Raw genomic sequence first — 19,903 nt, 5'->3', positions numbered from 1 at the left:
TCAATATACTCCTGACTATAACATGCCTGATACTCTTCGGAATATCGCAGCGATGTGTTGCGGTTAATAGCAAATTGAGTAAGGCCAGGATGTCAAATACGCCCATCGAGCTTAAAGGCAGTAGCTTCACCTTATCAGTGGTTCATTTGCATGATGCAAAACCCGAGGTTATTCGTCAGGCGTTAGAAGACAAAATCGCGCAGGCTCCCGCTTTCCTTAAGCATGCTCCTGTTGTCGTCAATGTAAGCGACCTTGAGGGGCCGGTTAACTGGAAGCGGCTCCAGCAGGCCGTCGCCTCCACGGGGTTGCGCATCGTGGGCATTAGCGGCTGCAAAGACGCAGAGTTAAAAGCCGAAATTGAACGCGCGGGTTTGCCCTTGTTAAACGAGGGCAAAGAAAAAGCCCCGCGTGCAACGCCTGCAACCGTTCCCGCTCCCCCGCCTCCGGCGCAAAATGTAGCCCCAGTCACAAAAACGCGATTGATTGATCTGCCGGTTCGTTCCGGTCAGCGCATTTATGCGCCAAACTGTGATCTGATTGTTACAAGCCACGTCAGTGCGGGCGCTGAACTGATTGCAGATGGCAATATTCACGTTTACGGTATGATGCGTGGGCGTGCGCTTGCGGGCGCCAGCGGCGATCGAGAAGCACAAATTTTTTGTACTCACCTGACGGCAGAACTGGTGTCTATCGCAGGTGAATATTGGCTGAGCGATAAAATCCCAGCCGAATTTTATGGCAAAGCGGCCCGTCTGCAACTGGCAGATAACGCTTTGACCGTTCAACCGTTAAATTGATCCCTTTTAACAAGGAATTTCTATGGCACGCATTATTGTTGTGACTTCGGGTAAAGGAGGCGTTGGCAAGACCACCTCCAGCGCGGCCATCGCTACTGGTTTGGCCCAGAAGGGAAAGAAAACCGTCGTAATCGACTTCGATATCGGTCTGCGTAACCTGGACCTGATCATGGGTTGCGAGCGTCGCGTGGTGTATGACTTCGTGAACGTCATTCAGGGCGATGCCACCCTTAACCAGGCGCTGATTAAAGATAAGCGTACCGAGAACCTCTACATTCTTCCGGCGTCCCAGACCCGTGATAAAGACGCCCTGACCCGCGAAGGCGTGGAAAAGGTGCTCGACGATCTGAAAAAGATGGAGTTCGACTTCGTGGTCTGCGACTCCCCGGCCGGTATCGAAACCGGCGCGCTGATGGCGCTCTACTTCGCGGATGAAGCCATCATCACCACCAACCCGGAAGTCTCGTCAGTACGTGACTCCGACCGTATTCTCGGCATTCTGGCCTCGAAATCCCGTCGCGCGGAAAATGGCCAGGAGCCAATCAAAGAGCACCTGCTGCTGACCCGCTACAACCCGGGCCGGGTGAACAAAGGTGACATGCTGAGCATGGAAGACGTGCTGGAGATCCTGCGCATCAAACTGGTTGGCGTGATCCCGGAAGATCAGTCCGTGTTGCGCGCCTCTAACCAGGGCGAGCCCGTGATCCTGGATACACAGGCAGACGCGGGTAAAGCGTATGCGGATACCGTTGACCGTCTGCTGGGAGAAGAACGTCCTTTCCGCTTCATTGAAGAAGAGAAGAAAGGTTTCCTCAAACGCCTGTTCGGAGGATAAGTTATGGCATTACTGGACTTTTTTCTCTCGCGGAAAAAAAGCACCGCCAACATCGCAAAAGAACGTCTGCAAATCATTGTGGCGGAACGTCGTCGTAGCGACGCCGAACCGCACTACCTGCCGCAGCTGCGCAAAGACATTCTGGAAGTGATCTGCAAATACGTGCAGATTGACCCGGAAATGGTCACCGTTCAGCTGGAGCAAAAAGACGGGGATATTTCGATTCTGGAGCTGAACGTGACGCTTCCGGAAGCGGAAGAGTCGCGTTAATCCGTTTGTGGTTTTGTAGGCCGGGTAAGCATCGCGCCGCCCGGCAATTTCCCCGGTGGCGCTGCGCTTACCGGGGCTACAATTCTTTAGCGCGGATACCCTTCCAGCAGGGTATTCAGGCGTTCGGCCATCAGTTCCCCCCGCCATCCGGCGACCAGTTCCGGTAAACCATTTTGCGGTTTCAACTTCCAGTGCCAGTTCAGCAGCTGGTTAATCTGACGACGTGAAGCCAGCAGTTCGGCACTCAGTTTGCTTTCCCCCGCCACCGTCTGCACCAGCGCTTTGATGTCTTTGAACGCCTTGCGGTAGCCCGGCATATCCATCAGGTTAAGCAGCGGTTCTGGCAGTGCGTCCTCTGGCAGTTGCTGAGCTTTCTCTACCAGCGCGAGCAGCGTTTTACCGTGGAAACGGATCTCACTTCCGGAAAGGCCAATGCTGTCCAGTTCGCCAAGGCTACCCGGCATATAGCGCGCCACCGCCCACAGGTGCTCTTCACGCACCACGAAGTTAACCGCCAGATCGCGCTCACGCGCTTTACGCAGACGCCAGTCAGCCAGCAGTTGCAGACAGGCCAGCTGGCGGGTGCGCAGCTGCCAGGCATTGGTGATGTCACGCCAGGCTTCTTTCGGATCAACCACTTCCTGACGACGCTGCTGCGTCATGCGGCACTCGTCCAGCGCGGCAGACAGCCAACCGGACGCCTCAGCCTCTTTCATGAGCTGGCCGGCAATTGGAAGAAGGTAAAAGACGTCTGCCGCGGCGTATTCAAGCTGACGCGCCGTTAGCGGACGTGCGAGCCAGTCGGTACGCGATTCGCTCTTATCCAGCGTCAGACCGGTGTACTCTTCCACCATCGCCGCAAAACCCCAGGAGAGCGGACGACCGCTGAACGCCGCGAGGATCTGGGTATCAATCAGCGGCTGCGGCATAATGCCAAAGGTGTTGAGAAAGACTTCCAGATCTTCACTGCCCGCGTGCAGATATTTGGTCACGGCGGTATCCAGCAACAGCTCGCGCATTGGCGCCCAGTCGGTAATGCCGAGGGGGTCAATCAACGACACGTGTTTGCCGTCATACATCTGAATCAGACCCAGCTGCGGATAGTACGTTCGGGTGCGGACAAATTCCGTATCCAGGGCGATAGCAGGAAATTCACGCGTCACCTCGCACAGCGAAGCCAGCTCGTCGTTGGTAGTGATCATCTGGTAATTCAAATCGGACTCTCTTTTGTTTGCGCCCATAAAAAACGCCGGCTTAACCGGCGTCTGGGCGATTAACGTGAAGCTCAGGCCTTATTGTCCACTTTGGCACGGGCTTCGTCACGTAATTCTCGTCGTAATATCTTCCCGACGTTGGATTTCGGCAGCTCATCCCGGAATTCCACCAGCTTCGGCACTTTATAGCCCGTTAGCTGACGGCGACAAAACGTTATCAGCGCATCCTCGGTAAGAGAAGGATCTTTCTTGACCACAAATATCTTCACCGCTTCACCGCTGCTGCCGGAAGGAACGCCCACCGCCGCCACTTCCAGCACGCCGCTGTGCTGCATCACCACGTCTTCGATTTCGTTCGGATAGACGTTAAACCCTGACACCAGGATCATGTCTTTCTTGCGATCGACGATGCGCAGGAAGCCTTCGTCATCCATCACCGCGATGTCGCCCGTGTGCAGCCAGCCGTCTTTGATGATCTCATCCGTGGCATCCGGACGTTGCCAGTAACCCAGCATCACCTGCGGCCCTCTGACGCACAGCTCTCCTGGCTCGCCGTGAGGCACTTCGTTATCCTCATCATCCACCAGTTTTGCTTCCGTCGACGGGACCGGCAGACCGATACTGCCGCTGTGGTAGTCGATATCATGCGGGTTAACGCTGACCAGCGGGGCGCACTCCGTCAGGCCATAGCCTTCCAGCAGATATTGCCCGGTGAGTTTCACCCAGCGCTCGGCAACCGCCTGCTGAACCGGCATCCCGCCGCCCGCAGAGAGGTGCAGCGTGGAGAAATCGAGCTGCTGGAACTCTTTATTGTTAAGCAGCGCGTTAAACAGGGTGTTCACGCCGGTCATGGCGGTGAACGGGTATTTCGCCAGCTCTTTGACCAGCCCCGGAATGTCGCGCGGGTTGGTGATCAGTACGTTTTGACCGCCAAGCTCGATAAACAGCAGGCAGTTCATGGTCAGCGCAAAAATGTGATACAGCGGAAGCGCGGTGATCACCAGCTCCTTGCCTGGATGCAGCAGCGGTCCGTAGGTGGCATTAACCTGCTCAAGGTTCGCCAGCATGTTACGGTGGGTCAGCATCGCCCCTTTCGCCACGCCGGTGGTGCCGCCCGTGTATTGCAGGAAGGCCAGATCCTCAGACACGATCTCCGGCTTCACGTACTGCATCCTGTAGCCCGCATGCAGGGCACGGCGGAAGGAGATGGCATCCGGCAGGTGGTATTTCGGCACCAGCCGCTTAACGTATTTAACGACAAAGTTGACCAGCGTACCTTTCGCGGTAGAGAGCTGGTCGCCCATGCGCGTCAGGATGACGTGCTTAACCTGGGTTTTTTCAACCACTTTTTCCAGCGTGTGGGCAAAGTTGGAGACAATCACAATCGCCGCCGCGCCGCTGTCATTCAACTGATGTTCCAGCTCGCGCGGGGTATAGAGCGGGTTAACGTTAACCACGATCATCCCTGCCCTGAGGATCCCGAACAACGCCACCGGGTATTGCAGCAGGTTTGGCATCATCAGCGCGACGCGATCCCCTTTCTGCAAGCCCAACCCTTCCTGTAAATAGGCCGCAAACGCCCGGCTGCGCTCTTCCAGCTTACGGAAGGTCATCACTTCGCCCATATTCACAAATGCAGGCTGGTCAGCGTAGCGCCGTACCGAGTGTTCAAATAATTCAATCAGGGATTGATAACGGTCAGGATTGATCTCCGCAGGGACATCCGCGGGATAACGGTTAAGCCAAACCTTTTTCAATGCATCACCTCTGAAATGAGTGTTCGTCGTCATCACAGCCCCGATAATAAACAGTTTGTTAACATTATATTAACTCAGCGTACCAGTTTATTAATTGTTCAGATTGCAGGTTGCGAAGCGCGTCACTCTTTTTTTTCGTTTTATCCGTAAAAAAACAGAGACAGCGGCTGAGCCGCTGTCTCTTTCCTAACAATAACAGTAAGTTACTCAGTTACGATTGTTTGAACCTGTGCAGGGCCTGGATTGTACCAACCCCAGCCACCGTAGCCGTAACGATACGGATGCGGACCCCACATCCACGGATCGATAGGCTGTGGCGGCATCACCACCTGCTGGGCGATACGCCAGCGTTTGTAGCCGTTCACCTGCATGGTCATAAATTTGTATGGCGTATTGCCGATTTTCCCCGCCACCGAACCGGTAATCGGCCCGACGACGGTCACCAGTTGCCCGCGGAAATCTACCGGATCGAGGAAGCCGCTGACGTCAGCGTAGATCCGCCCGCGCGAGGCTTCACCCAGAACAGGCCGCGCGCCGTCGTCCAGCGGAACGGTGGCAATCTCCAGCCGGGTTTTCCCCTGCTGGTTTAGCACTTCAACCACCTTGCCGCCAAACCGCGCTTCCTGCCCGGCATACAGCTCCGGGGCATTCATCACGCGTACCAGATCCTGCTGTGGCGTCGGGCTGGTGCCCTTGATCGCATCAGGAACGGTGACGCACCCGCTCAGTGCTATGGCAACCGCGCCTGCCATAAAAAAGCGTACAACTTTAGTCTGAACCGCCATGATGCGACTCCTTTTTCTCAGTTCCTGTTACTGAGATTCACTCGCGGCCAGGAAGTTTCTTCCACGCGACGGTGTTTCGTAAATAAACCGGTTCAGCATGTTCAACCGCCACGGTTTTTCCTGCGGCAAGCAGCTGACAGGCAATCGGCAGCATATCCTCTGCGGCAGGCAGGAGCATGTTACCGTCCACCAGCGTAAGGCCGGTGCCGCTCGCCATCTCCGGCCATGCCGGCCAGCCGGTTCCGACCGTCGCCCACTCACCGGAGAGCTGTTTCAGGCGCCCGGTGACGGCGTCAGGTTTAAGCACCGCTTCCGTCTCTTCGCCGTGCCAGACGCCGTTTTCATCACGGATGTACTCCGCCCAGTAGACTTCCCCCATGCGGGCATCAATCGCAGCCAGCACGCGGGTGGCGCCGGTCATGCGCCAGGCGCCCTGAGCCATGGTCGCAAGCGTTGAGACGCCGATCATCGGCAGGTCAGCGCCCAGCGCCAGCCCCTGCGCAATGCCTATCCCGATACGTACGCCCGTAAAGCTGCCCGGGCCACGGCCGTAGGCCAGCGCGTCGAGGTCAGTCAGGGCGGTGTTGCCCTCGGTTAAAATGGTTTTTACCAGGGGCAGAATACGTTGGGTGTGTTCCCGTGGGCACTCTTCGAAATGAGCAAAAGTCGTACCGTCGTTCCACAGGGCAACGGAACAGGCCTCTGTCGCGGTATCAATAGCCAGAATTCGCATCAGTCGTCGCGCTCTCGCAATGGTCAGTCACAAAATGGCGCGCATCTTAACACACTCCGGGAAGAATTACTCCGCCGTCGGGTTCGCCAGGAAGCGGACCGCGCGTTTAATATCGCGCGTGCGCGGCGCGGGCGGCAGGCTGGCGAGGAAGGTGGCGCCGTAGGGACGCATCACCAGGCGGTTGTCGCAGATCACCAGCACCCCGCGGTCAGTGACGTCGCGGATCAGTCGCCCTACCCCCTGTTTAAGCGTGATGACCGCGTCCGGCAGCTGAACGTCGTCGAACGGATCGCCCCCGCGCAGACGGCAATCCTCCATGCGCGCTTTCAGAAGCGGATCGTCCGGCGATGTGAACGGCAGCTTATCGATAATCACCAGCGAGAGCGTATCGCCGCGCACGTCCACCCCTTCCCAGAAGCTGCTGGTCGCCACCAGCAGGGCATTACCCGCGCTGACAAACTGCTGGAGCAGCTGGCCTTTACTGGTTTCCCCCTGCAACAGCACCGGTAGCGTCATGGTGGCGCGGAACTGCTCGGCCAGATCGCGCATCATGGCGTGTGAGGTGCAGAGCATAAAGCAGCGCCCGTTGTTGGCCTCGATCATCGGCTTCAGCATGGCCGCCAGATGGCGCGCCGCGCCCGGCTGGTTAGGCAGCGGCAGATTGCGCGGCACGCACAGCAGCGCCTGTTTCTCATAGTCGAACGGGCTCGGCAGAAGCAGGGATTCCGCCTGCTCAATGCCGAGGCGCTCGGTAAAGTGGTGCAGATCGTCATTGACCGACAGCGTAGCCGAGGTAAAGACCCAGGTGCCGGGCTTTTGCGCCATCACCTCTTTGAATTTATCAGCAACGGTCAGCGGCGTGAGCGCCAGGGTGAAGTGGCGCGAGGTACATTCGTACCAGTAGCTGTAGCCCGGCTGGTTGATCTCTTTCAGCCGCTTCAGCCGCCCACGGTAGAGCGTGGCGCGCTCGAAAGCGGCGTCCAGCAGCGCTGAACGTCCGAGGGACAGCTTCGCCACGTCGTAACAGAGTTCAAGGGCATCATCGAGCAGCAGCAGCGCGCGCTGGATATTTTTGTCTGCGAGCAGTTCGCGCAGGTTGCCGCGATAGCCCGGCTCGCCAAGCTGTAAGCGGAAATCCTGTGCGCATTGCGCCAGGCGGTCCGCGCACTTCTGCAACTGCTGGGTATCTTTGAGTTCGGTGCGATAGGCAATGGTAATATCTTTCGCCAGATCCTGAAGCTGGCGGCTGGAGAGCGACTGACCAAAATACTGGCTGGCGATGTCCGGTAGCTGATGGGCTTCATCGAAGATCATCACCTCCGCCTCCGGGATCAGCTCGCCGAAACCACTGTCCTTGACCACCATATCCGCAAGAAACAGGTGATGGTTCACCACCACCACGTCGGCGTCCATCGCGGTTTTACGCGCTTTCACTACAAAACAGTCTTTATACAGCGGGCAGTCGCTGCCGAGGCAGTTGTCATTGGTGCTGGTCACCAGCGGCCAGGCAGGGGAGTCTTCCGGCACGCTCGCGCAGGTGCTGATGTCCCCCTCCTCCGTCTGGTTGGCCCAGGCGCGCAGGACGATCACATCGCTCAGGGTTTGTACCGGCAGGTCGCCGCCCGCCAGCGCCTGCTGTTCAAGACGCTCCAGACACAGGTAGTTAGAACGCCCTTTCAGCAAGGCCAGACGCCCTTTGTATTTCAGCGCTTTCGCCACCGTGGGTAAGTCGCGGCTGTAGAGCTGATCCTGGAGCGCTTTTGATCCCGTAGAGATGATCACCTTTTTTTTCGCCCGCAGCGCAGGAGCGAGGTAAGCGTAGGTTTTCCCCGTACCGGTACCGGCCTCCACGACCAACGGCTGCGCCTTGTCGATAGCGTGCGCAACGGCATGCGCCATCTGACGTTGGGGTTCGCGCGGTTTAAAGCCGGGAATAGCCTGTGCTAACTGACCTTCTGGGGAAAAATCGTCTGCCACGGTGTTCTCTCACTGTATTTTTGCACAGGGATTATGTCAGCCCCTTCTCTCCGGTGCCACCCCAAATAGTGACGACGGCGGAACATTATGGCAGTCTTGCCGCCTGACGACGAAAGATAACGAGGATACGTTTATGACAATTACGCGCATTGATGCCGAAGCCCGCTGGTCTGATGTGGTGATCCACAACCAGACGCTGTACTACACCGGCGTCCCTGCCAATCTGGACGCTGACGCCTTCGAGCAGACCGCGAACACCCTGGCGCAGATCGACGCCGTTCTGGAAAAACAGGGCAGCGATAAATCCCGCATTCTGGATGCGACGATTTTTCTGGCGAATAAAGACGATTTTGCGGCGATGAATAAAGCCTGGGATGCGTGGGTGGTGGCGGGTCACGCGCCTGTACGCTGCACCGTACAGGCCACGCTGATGAAACCGGAATATAAGGTTGAGATCAAGATTATCGCGGCAGTGTAAGCCGGTTATTCTTCATCTTCATCCTCAAAGCGCGCCACGATCCGCTCGCCGGTATGGGTGGCGCGAAGTTCTTCCGCGACCTGGGAAATTGCCTGTCCGCTGCTCATCCCCTGGGACATCAGCTCCTGAATACGTTCAACGGCTTTCTGCTGTTGGTCATGGCTGAGAGAAGGTAAACCTGCAAACATCGTTAACTCCTGCTAAATTATTCGCGCTAATTATTTCACGCTGCCCGGTAGTATGCCATACATGAACATGCGCTTCCCCACTGTTATGACCTTGCCCTGGCGTGCAGACGCCGCCGAGTTCTGGTTTGCCCGTCTGAGCCACCTTCCTTTTGCCATGCTGCTGCACTCCGGCCATGCGAATCACCCCTACAGCCGCTTTGATATTCTGGTGGCCGACCCGGTTAAAACGCTGACGACCGATGCGCTATCGCCAACGGACGATCCGCTGATGCGGCTTCAGAACGAGATCCAGGCTCTGGGCTTATCTGCCACACCGGATCCGGATCTGCCTTTCCAGGGGGGCGCGCTGGGCCTGTTTGGTTACGATCTGGGTCGCCGTTTCGAAACGCTGCCCGAGCATGCGCAGGCGGATATTTCCCTGCCGGATATGGCGGTGGGGCTGTATGACTGGGCGCTGATCGTGGATCACCGTAAGCAGACGGTTTCTCTGCTAAGCCACCGGGACGTGCAGGCGCGTCTGTCCTGGCTTGAGGCGCAACGGCCCGCCGCCCCGGAACGCTTTATGCTGACCTCCGGCTGGCGCTCGAACATGAGCGCGGAGGAATACGCGGAAAAATTCTCCCGCGTGCAGGCGTATCTTCACAGCGGCGACTGTTATCAGGTCAACCTAGCCCAGCGTTTCCAGGCGGCGTACGAGGGAGACGAATGGCAGGCGTTTACCCGCCTCAATGCCAGCAATAAGGCCCCGTTCAGCGCATTTTTACGCCTTGAACACGGCGCCATCCTCAGCCTTTCGCCTGAGCGTTTTATTCACCTGGCTGACGGTATGATTCAGACCCGCCCGATAAAGGGCACCCTGCCGCGCCTTGCCAACCCCGACGCCGACCGCCAGCAGGCGAAGACGCTGGCAGCTTCGCCGAAAGATCGCGCTGAAAACCTGATGATTGTCGATCTGATGCGCAATGATATTGGCCGCGTCGCCGAGCCGGGCAGCGTGCGCGTGCCGGAGCTGTTCGTCGTGGAGCCATTCCCGGCGGTGCATCATCTGGTCAGCACCATCACCGCACGCCTGCCAGCCTCGCGAACCGCCTGCGATCTGCTCCGCGCCGCGTTTCCGGGCGGCTCCATCACCGGCGCGCCGAAGGTCCGGGCGATGGAGATCATCGACGAACTGGAACCGCATCGGCGCAACGCCTGGTGCGGCAGCATCGGCTATGTGAGCCTCTGCGGCACCATGGATACCAGCATCACTATTCGCACCCTGACGGCCTGCGACGGTAACCTGTACTGTTCCGCAGGCGGTGGCATTGTGGCCGACAGCCAGGCGGAGGCGGAATATCAGGAAACCTTTGATAAAGTGAATCGTATCCTGAAGCAACTGGAGAACTCACGGTGAAGAAAGACAACCTGACGCTGGATGATTTTCTGTCGCGCTTTCAGCTTCTGCGGCCCCAGGTTAACCGCGCCACGCTGAATCAACGTCAGGCGGCGGTGCTGATCCCGGTCGTGCGTCGTGAGCAGCCGGGTCTGTTGCTTACCCAGCGCTCACCGCATATGCGAAAACACGCCGGTCAGGTTGCGTTCCCGGGCGGCGCGGTGGACAGCACCGATGCATCCCTGATTGCCGCCGCGCTGCGTGAGGCGCATGAGGAAGTGGCGATCCCCCCGGAGGCGGTCGAGGTGATCGGCGTGCTGCCGCCAGTGGACAGCGTAACCGGTTTTCAGGTCACGCCGGTCGTTGGCATTATTCCGCCCGATCTTCAGTATCACGCCAGCGTCGATGAAGTTTCAGCGGTGTTCGAAATGCCGCTGGAAGAGGCCCTTCGTCTGGGCCGCTATCACCCGCTGGATATTCACCGCCGCGGACACGATCATCGGGTCTGGCTGTCGTGGTATCAGCATTATTTTGTCTGGGGCATGACGGCAGGCATCATTCGTGAGCTGGCACTGCAAATCGGCCTGAAGCCTTGACTATACTTTACATTCCACCCTTTTCTGGCAGGTTTGCGATCGGCGTCGCGCTATTAGCAAAACCATCGTTAACCATTAGTTTAATTCATGTGAATAGTTAAGCCGAGGTTAGTGTTCCCTCTTACACTATGCGCAGTTATAACATCGTTACTGGAACCCCAGTAACCCTGTCAGGAGTGTGAAAGTGATTAGTATATTCGACATGTTCAAAGTGGGGATTGGTCCTTCCTCTTCCCACACTGTAGGGCCGATGAAGGCCGGTAAACAGTTCGTCGATGATCTGGTCGAAAAAGGATTACTGGAAAGCGTTACCCGTGTCGCCGTAGACGTTTACGGTTCACTGTCATTAACGGGTAAAGGCCACCACACCGATATCGCCATTATTATGGGTCTGGCAGGCAATATGCCGGACACTGTTGATATTGATGCCATTCCGGCATTTATCCGTGACGTGGAAACGCGCGGTCGTTTGCTGCTGGCTAACGGTAAGCACGAAGTGGACTTCCCGCAGGATGACGGGATGCGTTTTCGTAGCGACAACCTGCCGCTGCATGAAAACGGCATGACCATCCACGCCTGGAGTGGCGAAAAAGAGATCTACAGCAAAACCTACTACTCCATCGGCGGCGGCTTCATCGTTGACGAAGAACACTTTGGTAAAGAGAGCGCGGGCGACGTCAATGTGCCTTATCCGTTTAAATCGGCCACCGAGATGCTGGGCTACTGCAAAGAGACCGGTCTGTCCCTGTCCGGCATGGTGATGCAGAACGAACTGGCGCTGCACAGCAAGAAAGAGATCGAAGACTATTTTGCTAACGTGTGGCAAACCATGCGCGCCTGTATTGATCGCGGGATGAACACCGAAGGCGTTCTGCCTGGGCCACTGCGCGTACCGCGTCGTGCCTCTGCGCTGCGCCGCATGCTGGTCACCACCGACAAGTTCTCCAATGACCCAATGAACGTGGTTGACTGGGTGAACATGTTTGCCCTCGCGGTTAACGAAGAGAACGCCGCGGGTGGTCGCGTCGTGACGGCGCCAACCAACGGCGCGTGCGGTATCGTTCCGGCGGTGCTGGCCTATTACGATCACTTTATTGAGCCCGTGACGCCGGACATCTATATCCGTTATTTCCTCGCGGCAGGCGCTATCGGCGCACTGTACAAAATGAATGCGTCCATCTCCGGTGCTGAAGTGGGCTGTCAGGGTGAAGTGGGCGTGGCCTGCTCCATGGCGGCGGCTGGCCTGGCGGAGCTGCTGGGCGCAAGCCCTGAGCAGGTGTGCGTGGCGGCGGAAATCGGTATGGAGCACAACCTCGGTCTGACCTGTGACCCGGTTGCCGGTCAGGTGCAGGTACCGTGCATTGAGCGTAACGCCATTGCCTCCGTCAAAGCGATCAACGCCTCACGTATGGCGATGCGCCGTACCAGCGAGCCACGCGTGTCGCTGGATAAGGTTATTGAAACCATGTACGAAACCGGCAAGGATATGAACGCGAAGTACCGTGAGACCTCGCGCGGCGGTCTGGCCATTAAGGTGCAGTGCGACTAAGCCTTCCTTTCGCCCATCTGCAACGGATGGGCGAATTTTCCCCTCTCGTCTCGTCGCTTCACGTATTCCCCACTACACTGTCACTGTTGCGTCTGGCTTTTCCGGCCGGTGCTTAACAGGCGACCGTTCATGCAAACTGCACAAACGATCATTAAAGACTATCGCCGAAAACGCGTTATCGTCTGTGTCACGGTTGCGCTCGTTACGCTCGTCCTGACGCTGGGTATTCGCTTTATTTCACAGCGCAACATAAATCAGGATCGGATCCACGACTTTACCCACCACACCGTGCGTGCGCTTGATAAGGTGCTTCTTTCGTTAGAGGCCCAGCGGGAAACGCTACTTTCACTGGTTGGCATACCCTGTTCCGAAGCAAATCTGATCCTGCGAAAACAGGCGGCGATCCTCCAGACCGTACGCTCCATCGCCCTCATTCAAGACGGAATACTGTATTGCTCAAGCGTCTTTGGCAGCCGTAATGTGCCCGTCAGTGAGTTTGTGCCGGAGCTTCCGGTCAGTGAATCCAGGCTGCTGCTGTTGACCGATCGGTGGCTGGTAAAAGGCAGCCCGGTACTGATTCAGTGGTCTCCCGTTGCGGGCGATGGCAACGACGGGGTGATGGAGGTGGTGAATATCGATCTCATCACTAAAATGATTCTCGAGCCGCAGCGGCCGCAGATCACCGACGTTGTCCTGAGAGTGGGAGATAACTTCCTGCGCGACGGGCAACAGGTGACGACTACGCCGACCTTCGATGAAAACGCCTCCCTGCTGGAACAATCGTCACAGCATTACCCTTTCAGCGTCACGGTGAGCGGCCCCGGGCCTGGCGAAATGGCGTTGAAAAATCTGCCCACCCAGCTGCCGCTGGCGTTGATGCTCAGCTTACTGATGGGCTATATCGCCTGGCTCGCCACCGCGCGGCGCATCAGTTTCACCTGGGAAATCAACATGGGAATTGCGGCCCGGGAGTTTGAGCTTTTCTGCCAGCCGCTGGTGAATGCCCGCACCCGGGAATGCGTCGGCGTCGAGATCCTCCTGCGCTGGAACAACCCGCGTCAGGGATGGATTTCGCCCGATGTCTTTATCCCTCTGGCCGAAGAACATAACCTGATTGTTCCGCTTACCCGCTACGTCATCAGCGAAACGGTGCGGCAGATAGGCTATTTCCCGGCCTCGCGCGATTTCCATATCGGCATTAACGTGGCCGCCAGCCATTTTCGCCGCGCGACGCTGATCCGGGATCTCAACCGCATCTGGTTTAACGCCAACCCTGTACAACAGTTGATCGTCGAGTTAACCGAACGCGATGCGTTGCTGGATGTGGATTACCGCATCGTGCGTGAGCTGCACCGTAAAGGGGTGAAACTTGCGATTGATGATTTTGGGACCGGCAACAGTTCACTTTCATGGCTAGAAAAACTGCATCCGGATGTGCTGAAAATCGATAAATCCTTCACCACCGCGATCGGCACCGACGCCGTGAACTCAACGGTAACGGATATTATTATTGCGCTGGGCCAGCGGCTGAATATTGAACTGGTTGCGGAGGGGGTGGAAACCGAGGAGCAGTCACGCTACCTGCGCCGTCACAGCGTACATATTTTGCAGGGGTACTTGTATGCGCGGCCAATGCCGCTGCGCGAGTTTCCGAAATGGCTGGCGGAAAGTCACTCTCCGCCAGCCCGTCACAACGGACACATCGTGCCCTTACTGCCGTTACGCTAGATAGCGTTACTCTTCTTCGTCGTGTGCAGAGTGCTCTTTAACAATACGCACCATATCAACGCGATAGTCGTTGGCTTCGACGATGGTAATTTGCAGCGGCGGCAGCTCCAGCACATCACCGATACGCGGGATCTGCCCGTTAACGGCAATCACCAGCCCCGCGACGGTGGCAATGTCTTCATCATCATTGACTACGTTTTCGACGCCCAGCGTGTGCGAGAGCGCATGCAGGTCGGTGGTGCCTTTCACCAGCCAGCCGTCACCGTCAGCAACGATTTCCGGCGTTTCATCCGCATCAGGGAATTCACCGGCAATGGCTTCCAGCACGTCCAGCGGCGTCACCAGGCCCTGTACTACACCAAATTCGTTGGTGACGATAACAAAGCTCCCGCGGGCACGACGCAATACGCCCAGCAGGTTGATCGGATCCAGCGTCTCCGGCACCACGATGGCAGGCGACGCGGCCGCTACGGCCTCGACGTTAACGCCCTCTTCCAGCGCCACCAGCATCTCTTTCGCGCGTACCACACCGATGATCTCATCCAGCTCACCCCGGCAGACCGGGAACAGGCTGTGCGGCGAAGAGAGCAGCTGCTGACGAATTTCGTCGACGCTCAGGTTGGCGTCCACCCAGCTGATTTCGCCGCGCGGCGTCATAATGCCGCGCAGGGAGCGGGAAGCCAGCGAAAGCACGCCATTGATCATATAACGTTCTTCTTCCACAAACGCGCCTTCCGGCACCGGAACCGGGTTGCGGTTCTCGTTATCAGCCTGCACGTTCACCTGACGACGCCCGCCCATCAGTCGAAGAATCGCATCTGCGGTACGGGCTCGCAGCGGCTGATTCGACTGCTGCTTAATAAAGTTACGGCGCGCAATCTGGTTAAACAGCTCGATCAGAATCGAGAAGCCAATCGCGGCGTACAGGTAGCCTTTCGGAATATGGAAGCCAAACCCTTCTGCTACCAGGCTCAGACCAATCATCAGCAGGAAGCTCAGACACAGCACAACGACCGTCGGATGCTGGTTGACGAAACGCGTCAGCGGTTTCGACGCCAGCAGCATTACCGCCATCGCAATCACCACCGCCGCCATCATCACCGGCAGATGGTTCACCATGCCGACCGCCGTAATCACCGCATCCAGTGAGAAGACCGCATCAAGCACCACAATCTGGAGAACAACCACCCAGAAGCTGGCGTAGCCCTTACCGTGGCCATCATCATGCTGCCGGTTCTCCAGCCGTTCATGCAGCTCTGTTGTGGCTTTGAACAGCAGGAACAGTCCCCCCACCAGCATGATTAAATCGCGGCCGGAGAAGGTGAAATCCATGACGGTGAACAGGGGCTTCGTCAGGGTGACCATCCACGAAATCACAGACAGTAAGCCCAGACGCATGATCAGCGCCAGCGAGAGGCCGATCAGACGGGCTTTATCACGCTGTTTCGGCGGCAGCTTATCCGCGAGGATGGCGATAAACACCAGGTTATCAATACCGAGAACGATCTCCAGCACGACCAGCGTAAGCAAACCTACCCAGATTGACGGGTCCATTAAGAATTCCATGACACGCTCCTGCTAAAGGAATGACAAAACGGTGCCCCGCTAATGTCGGGCATTTCAAAGGGAATGAGAGTCGATGCGTGGCGAAGATCGCCGGTGATTAAGGCGCGGAATGGCCTGGAAGATGACTGACGTCGGTGACGGTCCATATAGTGGGCTGTAGCCCTATACTCCTGAATAATTAAACGGACGCTAAACATATCAGAGACAATTGGTTTTTAGCAAAGATTTACGTTCCTTTGCAAACTTCTGTAACACACGCGGATTATCTTAGAGAAAAATCTGTAAGGCGTGGCTAAATTACGGATCTTCATCACATAAATTATTTTTTCACTATCTAAAATAATTCGCGGAAGTCTTAGTTTTTTGAACTCTAACCCTTATCTGAATCGATTCGGTTCGCCAATACGATTCTCAGTACGCCTGCCTGGCAGACGTATAAATGATAATAAAAGGAGGTAGCAAGTGACCATTGCTATTGTCATAGGCACACATGGTTGGGCTGCGGAGCAGTTACTCAAAACGGCAGAAATGCTGTTGGGCGAGCAGGAAAACGTCGGCTGGATCGATTTCGTTCCCGGTGAAAATGCCGAGACGCTGATTGAAAAATACACTGCTCAGCTTGAGAAGCTGGATACCAGCAAAGGCGTGCTGTTTCTCGTGGATACATGGGGCGGCAGCCCGTTCAACGCTGCCAGCCGCATTGTCGTCGATAAAGAGCATTATGAAGTCGTCGCCGGGGTGAATATTCCGATGTTGGTGGAAACCTTGATGGCGCGTGACGACAATCCAGGTTTTGATGAACTGGTGGCGTTGGCGGTGGAAACCGGTCGCGAAGGCGTGAAGGCGCTGAAAGCGCAGCCGGTTGAAAAACCTGCCCCAGCCCCCGCCCCTGCTGCGCCAAGGGCGGCAGCACCGGCGAAGCCAATGGGTCCGAACGATTACATGGTTATCGGCCTTGCGCGTATTGATGACCGTTTGATCCACGGCCAGGTGGCGACACGCTGGACCAAAGAGACCAACGTACAACGCATTATCGTGGTCAGTGACGAAGTGGCCGCCGACACTGTCCGTAAAACCCTTCTTACCCAGGTTGCACCGCCGGGCGTCACCGCGCACGTCGTGGATGTCGCCAAAATGATCCGCGTTTACAACAACCCGAAATATGCGGGTGAGCGCGTGATGCTTCTCTTCACCAACCCGACAGACGTCGAACGCATTGTTGAAGGCGGCGTGAAAATCACCTCCGTTAACATTGGCGGTATGGCATTCCGTCAGGGCAAAACGCAGGTCAATAACGCGATTTCAGTGGATGCGAAAGATATCGAGGCCTTCAACAAACTGAATGCACGCGGTATCGAACTGGAAGCCCGTAAGGTTTCCACGGATCAGAAACTGAAAATGATGGATTTGATCGGCAAAGTGGGGAAATAAGCCCGGGCCGGTTTTTCATATAGAGCTTATGTAATAGGAGAAGTGCAATGGAGATTACTACTCTTCAGATTGTGCTGGTGTTCATCGTCGCATGTATTGCGGGTATGGAGTCCGTACTTGATGAATTTCAGTTCCACCGCCCTCTGGTGGCCTGTACGTTGATTGGCGCCGTTCTCGGTGACATGAAAACCGGTATCATCATCGGTGGTACCCTGGAAATGATCGCCCTCGGCTGGATGAACATCGGTGCGGCAGTGGCGCCAGATGCCGCGCTGGCGTCCATTATTTCAACCGTTCTGGTTATCGCTGGTCATCAGAGTATTGGTGCCGGTATCGCGCTGGCCATCCCACTGGCCGCAGCGGGTCAGGTGCTGACCATTATCGTTCGTACTATTACCGTTGCCTTCCAGCACGCGGCGGATAAGGCGGCCGAAAACGGCAACCTCACCGCGCTCTCCTGGATCCACGTTTCTTCCCTGTTCCTGCAAGCGATGCGTATCGCGATCCCTGCGGTTATCGTGGCGATCTCTGTCGGTACCAGCGAAGTTCAGGGCATGCTGAATGCGATCCCTGAAGTGGTCACCAGCGGTCTGAATATCGCCGGGGGTATGATCGTGGTGGTCGGTTATGCGATGGTCATCAACATGATGCGCGCGGGCTACCTTATGCCGTTCTTCTACCTCGGCTTCGTTACCGCTGCGTTCACCAACTTCAACCTGGTTGCGCTGGGTGTGATTGGTGCGGTGATGGCGATTCTTTATATCCAGCTCAGCCCGAAATACAACCGTGTCGCGGGTGCCCCTGCGCAGGCTGCTGGTAACAACGATCTCGATAACGAACTGGACTAACAGGTGAGCGAAATGGTTGATATGACAAAAACTACCACTGAGAAAAAACTCACTCCGGGTGATATTCGTGGCGTGTTCATCCGTTCTAACCTGTTTCAGGGTTCATGGAACTTCGAACGTATGCAGGCGCTCGGCTTCTGCTTCTCCATGGTGCCGGCCATCAAACGCCTGTATCCGGAAAACAACGAAGCACGCCGTCAGGCAATTAAGCGTCACCTGGAATTCTTCAACACCCATCCTTATGTTGCGGCGCCGGTTCTGGGCGTGACGCTGGCGATGGAAGAGCAGCGTGCGAACGGAGCTGAGATCGACGATGGTGCTATCAACGGTATCAAAGTTGGTCTGATGGGGCCGCTGGCAGGCGTGGGCGACCCGATCTTCTGGGGTACCGTGCGTCCGGTCTTTGCAGCACTGGGCGCCGGGATCGCCATGAGCGGCAGCCTGCTCGGTCCTCTGCTGTTCTTCATCCTGTTCAACGCGGTGCGTCTGCTGACCCGTTACTATGGCGTGGCGTACGGTTACCGTAAAGGGGTGGATATCGTTAAGGATATGGGCGGCGGCTTCCTGCAAAAACTGACTGAGGGGGCGTCAATCCTCGGCCTGTTTGTAATGGGGGCGCTGGTTAACAAGTGGACGCACGTGAACATCCCGCTGGTGGTATCGACGATCACCGGTCAGGATGGTCAGACACGCGTTACGACCGTGCAGACCATTCTGGACCAGCTGATGCCGGGCCTGGTACCGCTGCTGTTAACCTTCGCCTGTATGTGGCTGCTGCGTAAGAAAGTGAACCCGCTGTGGATCATCGTTGGCTTCTTCGTCATCGGTATCGCGGGCTACGCCGTCGGCCTGCTGGGTCTGTAATAAACTGCGTTACCGACCGGGGGCTTGCCCCCGGTCTTTTTATCTGGAGGATGAATGACTGTCACGGACACCGTACTGGTTTTGTTTATTGTTGCCCTTCTGGCCTACGCGATCTATGACGAGTTCATTATGCCTCGCCGCCACGGCGAGACGCTGCTGACCCTTCCCCTCTTACGCCGTGGACGCATTGATGCGTTTATCTTCGCCGGTCTGGTAGTCATTCTGATTTACAATAATGTGACCAGCCATGGCGCAATATTAACCACATGGTTATTATGTGCGCTGGCATTAATGGCGATTTACCTGTTCTGGATCCGCTCGCCAAAACTCATTTTTAAAAAACACGGATTCTTCTTCGCCAATGTCTGGATAGAATATAACCGCATTAAAGAGATGAATTTATCCGAAGACGGCGTTCTGGTGATGCAATTAGAACAACGCCGCCTGCTCATTCGGGTCAAAAATATTGATGACCTGGAAAAGATATACAAATTACTCGTAAAAACTCAATGAGTTAGCATTATAGCATCGGCTATATATTGCATTATTCTTGAACCAGCAATATAGCCGGTGCTATATCTCCTTTGCTAATTAACTTATATTTATTAACGATATTTTCACGCATAAATCTAAATGAAAATCGTTATCAACATGATGGCTTTATTAAGCCATCTTCATTGTTGTTTTATATTCTCAAAATATGTTAAGGTTGCGCCCGTCGTTGGGGAGTAGCCGATTTCCTGCCTGCGGGAAATGTACGTGTCAACATACTCGTTGAAAAACGTGGCGCGTACGGATCGTTTTCAGCACACTTACTGTGCGAAAGCGATCAGGCGAGACCATAGATACATCAACTGCTGTTTACTGGGGGCAGTGATGTGTCATATGGATATCCCCGGTCTGGACGCTCTT

At 56.2% G+C, this 19,903-nt stretch carries 20 protein-coding genes and 1 riboswitch; of the genes, 12 read left to right on the top strand and 8 right to left on the bottom strand.

Features of this window, described 5'->3' with window-relative positions:
* Window positions 1–89: 89 nt before the first annotated feature.
* From minC to minE, 3 genes are read left to right on the top strand one after another with little or no spacing between them, the layout of a single operon-like run.
* Window positions 90–797, top strand: coding sequence for a septum site-determining protein MinC (minC, locus tag ACNQ0W_RS09240; protein ID WP_017384318.1), 708 nt, complete (start codon window positions 90–92; stop codon window positions 795–797).
* Window positions 798–819: 22 nt separating this feature from the next.
* Entirely contained in the window at window positions 820–1,632 is an 813-nt protein-coding gene (gene minD / locus ACNQ0W_RS09235; protein ID WP_003859938.1) for a septum site-determining protein MinD, read from the top strand.
* 3 nt (window positions 1,633–1,635) lie between these two features.
* The gene (gene minE / locus ACNQ0W_RS09230) at window positions 1,636–1,902 is read left to right on the top strand and encodes a cell division topological specificity factor MinE (RefSeq protein ID WP_003859937.1); all 267 of its coding nucleotides are present in this window, start codon (window positions 1,636–1,638) and stop codon (window positions 1,900–1,902) included.
* 86 nt (window positions 1,903–1,988) lie between these two features.
* Here minE and rnd read toward each other — a convergent pair whose 3' ends face one another.
* From rnd to ACNQ0W_RS09205, 5 genes are all read right to left on the bottom strand, one after another.
* Window positions 1,989–3,104 carry a ribonuclease D gene (gene rnd, locus ACNQ0W_RS09225; protein WP_122959317.1) on the bottom strand — a complete coding sequence of 372 codons (1,116 nt, stop codon included), beginning with the start codon at window positions 3,102–3,104 and terminating at the stop codon, window positions 1,989–1,991.
* Between the two features lie 83 nt (window positions 3,105–3,187).
* Entirely contained in the window at window positions 3,188–4,873 is a 1,686-nt protein-coding gene (fadD, locus tag ACNQ0W_RS09220) for a long-chain-fatty-acid--CoA ligase FadD (protein WP_003859933.1), read from the bottom strand.
* A gap of 203 nt (window positions 4,874–5,076) precedes the next feature.
* The gene (locus ACNQ0W_RS09215) at window positions 5,077–5,658 is read right to left on the bottom strand and encodes a Slp family lipoprotein (RefSeq protein ID WP_062933491.1); all 582 of its coding nucleotides are present in this window, start codon (window positions 5,656–5,658) and stop codon (window positions 5,077–5,079) included.
* Between the two features lie 37 nt (window positions 5,659–5,695).
* On the bottom strand, window positions 5,696–6,391 hold the full coding sequence (gene tsaB, locus ACNQ0W_RS09210) for a tRNA (adenosine(37)-N6)-threonylcarbamoyltransferase complex dimerization subunit type 1 TsaB (protein ID WP_062933490.1): 696 nt from the start codon (window positions 6,389–6,391) through the stop codon (window positions 5,696–5,698).
* A 66-nt stretch (window positions 6,392–6,457) separates the two neighbouring features.
* On the bottom strand, window positions 6,458–8,368 hold the full coding sequence (locus ACNQ0W_RS09205; RefSeq protein ID WP_023303884.1) for an ATP-dependent DNA helicase: 1,911 nt from the start codon (window positions 8,366–8,368) through the stop codon (window positions 6,458–6,460).
* A gap of 133 nt (window positions 8,369–8,501) precedes the next feature.
* On the opposite strand from ACNQ0W_RS09205, the gene ACNQ0W_RS09200 reads away from it, so the two are divergent.
* Complete coding sequence (locus ACNQ0W_RS09200; RefSeq protein WP_003859927.1) at window positions 8,502–8,846, top strand: RidA family protein; 345 nt, start codon at window positions 8,502–8,504, stop codon at window positions 8,844–8,846.
* Between the two features lie 5 nt (window positions 8,847–8,851).
* On the opposite strand, the gene ACNQ0W_RS09195 is transcribed toward ACNQ0W_RS09200, so the two are convergent.
* On the bottom strand, window positions 8,852–9,034 hold the full coding sequence (locus ACNQ0W_RS09195; protein ID WP_003859925.1) for a YoaH family protein: 183 nt from the start codon (window positions 9,032–9,034) through the stop codon (window positions 8,852–8,854).
* A 61-nt stretch (window positions 9,035–9,095) separates the two neighbouring features.
* On the opposite strand from ACNQ0W_RS09195, the gene pabB reads away from it, so the two are divergent.
* From pabB to ACNQ0W_RS09175, 4 genes are all read left to right on the top strand, one after another.
* A complete protein-coding gene (gene pabB, locus ACNQ0W_RS09190; protein WP_062933487.1) occupies window positions 9,096–10,430 on the top strand; it encodes an aminodeoxychorismate synthase component 1 in 1,335 nt (444 codons plus the stop codon).
* Window positions 10,427–11,005: a CoA pyrophosphatase gene (locus ACNQ0W_RS09185; protein WP_017384324.1), complete on the top strand. Its 579-nt coding sequence runs from the start codon at window positions 10,427–10,429 to the stop codon at window positions 11,003–11,005. Before pabB ends, ACNQ0W_RS09185 begins: the two co-directional genes overlap by 4 nt.
* Window positions 11,006–11,189: 184 nt before the next feature.
* Window positions 11,190–12,554 carry an L-serine ammonia-lyase gene (sdaA, locus tag ACNQ0W_RS09180; RefSeq protein ID WP_062933486.1) on the top strand — a complete coding sequence of 455 codons (1,365 nt, stop codon included), beginning with the start codon at window positions 11,190–11,192 and terminating at the stop codon, window positions 12,552–12,554.
* Window positions 12,555–12,683: 129 nt separating this feature from the next.
* On the top strand, window positions 12,684–14,282 hold the full coding sequence (locus tag ACNQ0W_RS09175; protein WP_062933485.1) for an EAL domain-containing protein: 1,599 nt from the start codon (window positions 12,684–12,686) through the stop codon (window positions 14,280–14,282).
* Window positions 14,283–14,288: 6 nt separating this feature from the next.
* On the opposite strand, the gene yoaE is transcribed toward ACNQ0W_RS09175, so the two are convergent.
* Both yoaE and ACNQ0W_RS09165 read right to left on the bottom strand, forming a co-directional pair.
* Window positions 14,289–15,848: a CNNM family cation transport protein YoaE gene (gene yoaE, locus ACNQ0W_RS09170; protein ID WP_006810992.1), complete on the bottom strand. Its 1,560-nt coding sequence runs from the start codon at window positions 15,846–15,848 to the stop codon at window positions 14,289–14,291.
* Window positions 15,836–15,994, bottom strand: coding sequence for a protein YoaL (locus ACNQ0W_RS09165; protein WP_370883315.1), 159 nt, complete (start codon window positions 15,992–15,994; stop codon window positions 15,836–15,838). The genes yoaE and ACNQ0W_RS09165 overlap by 13 nt, the downstream gene beginning before the upstream one ends.
* 316 nt (window positions 15,995–16,310) lie before the next feature.
* On the opposite strand from ACNQ0W_RS09165, the gene manX reads away from it, so the two are divergent.
* From manX to ACNQ0W_RS09145, 4 genes are read left to right on the top strand one after another with little or no spacing between them, the layout of a single operon-like run.
* Complete coding sequence (manX, locus tag ACNQ0W_RS09160) at window positions 16,311–17,279, top strand: PTS mannose transporter subunit IIAB (RefSeq protein WP_047051756.1); 969 nt, start codon at window positions 16,311–16,313, stop codon at window positions 17,277–17,279.
* Between the two features lie 47 nt (window positions 17,280–17,326).
* Window positions 17,327–18,127 carry a PTS mannose transporter subunit IIC gene (gene manY / locus ACNQ0W_RS09155; protein WP_003859914.1) on the top strand — a complete coding sequence of 267 codons (801 nt, stop codon included), beginning with the start codon at window positions 17,327–17,329 and terminating at the stop codon, window positions 18,125–18,127.
* Between the two features lie 12 nt (window positions 18,128–18,139).
* A complete protein-coding gene (locus ACNQ0W_RS09150) occupies window positions 18,140–18,991 on the top strand; it encodes a PTS mannose transporter subunit IID (protein WP_006810994.1) in 852 nt (283 codons plus the stop codon).
* Between the two features lie 54 nt (window positions 18,992–19,045).
* Window positions 19,046–19,504, top strand: a complete 459-nt coding sequence (locus tag ACNQ0W_RS09145) for a DUF986 family protein (RefSeq protein WP_015570303.1) — start codon at window positions 19,046–19,048, stop codon at window positions 19,502–19,504.
* Window positions 19,505–19,702: 198 nt separating this feature from the next.
* A riboswitch (yybP-ykoY riboswitch) is annotated at window positions 19,703–19,902 on the top strand.
* The last annotated feature ends 1 nt before the right edge of the window (window position 19,903 follow it).

Origin of the sequence: Enterobacter cloacae complex sp. 6730903, from assembly GCF_048283985.1 — a bacterium.
Taxonomy (GTDB): Bacteria; Pseudomonadota; Gammaproteobacteria; order Enterobacterales; family Enterobacteriaceae; genus Enterobacter; species Enterobacter hormaechei_C.
This window is presented reverse-complemented; position numbering and strand designations above follow the sequence as displayed.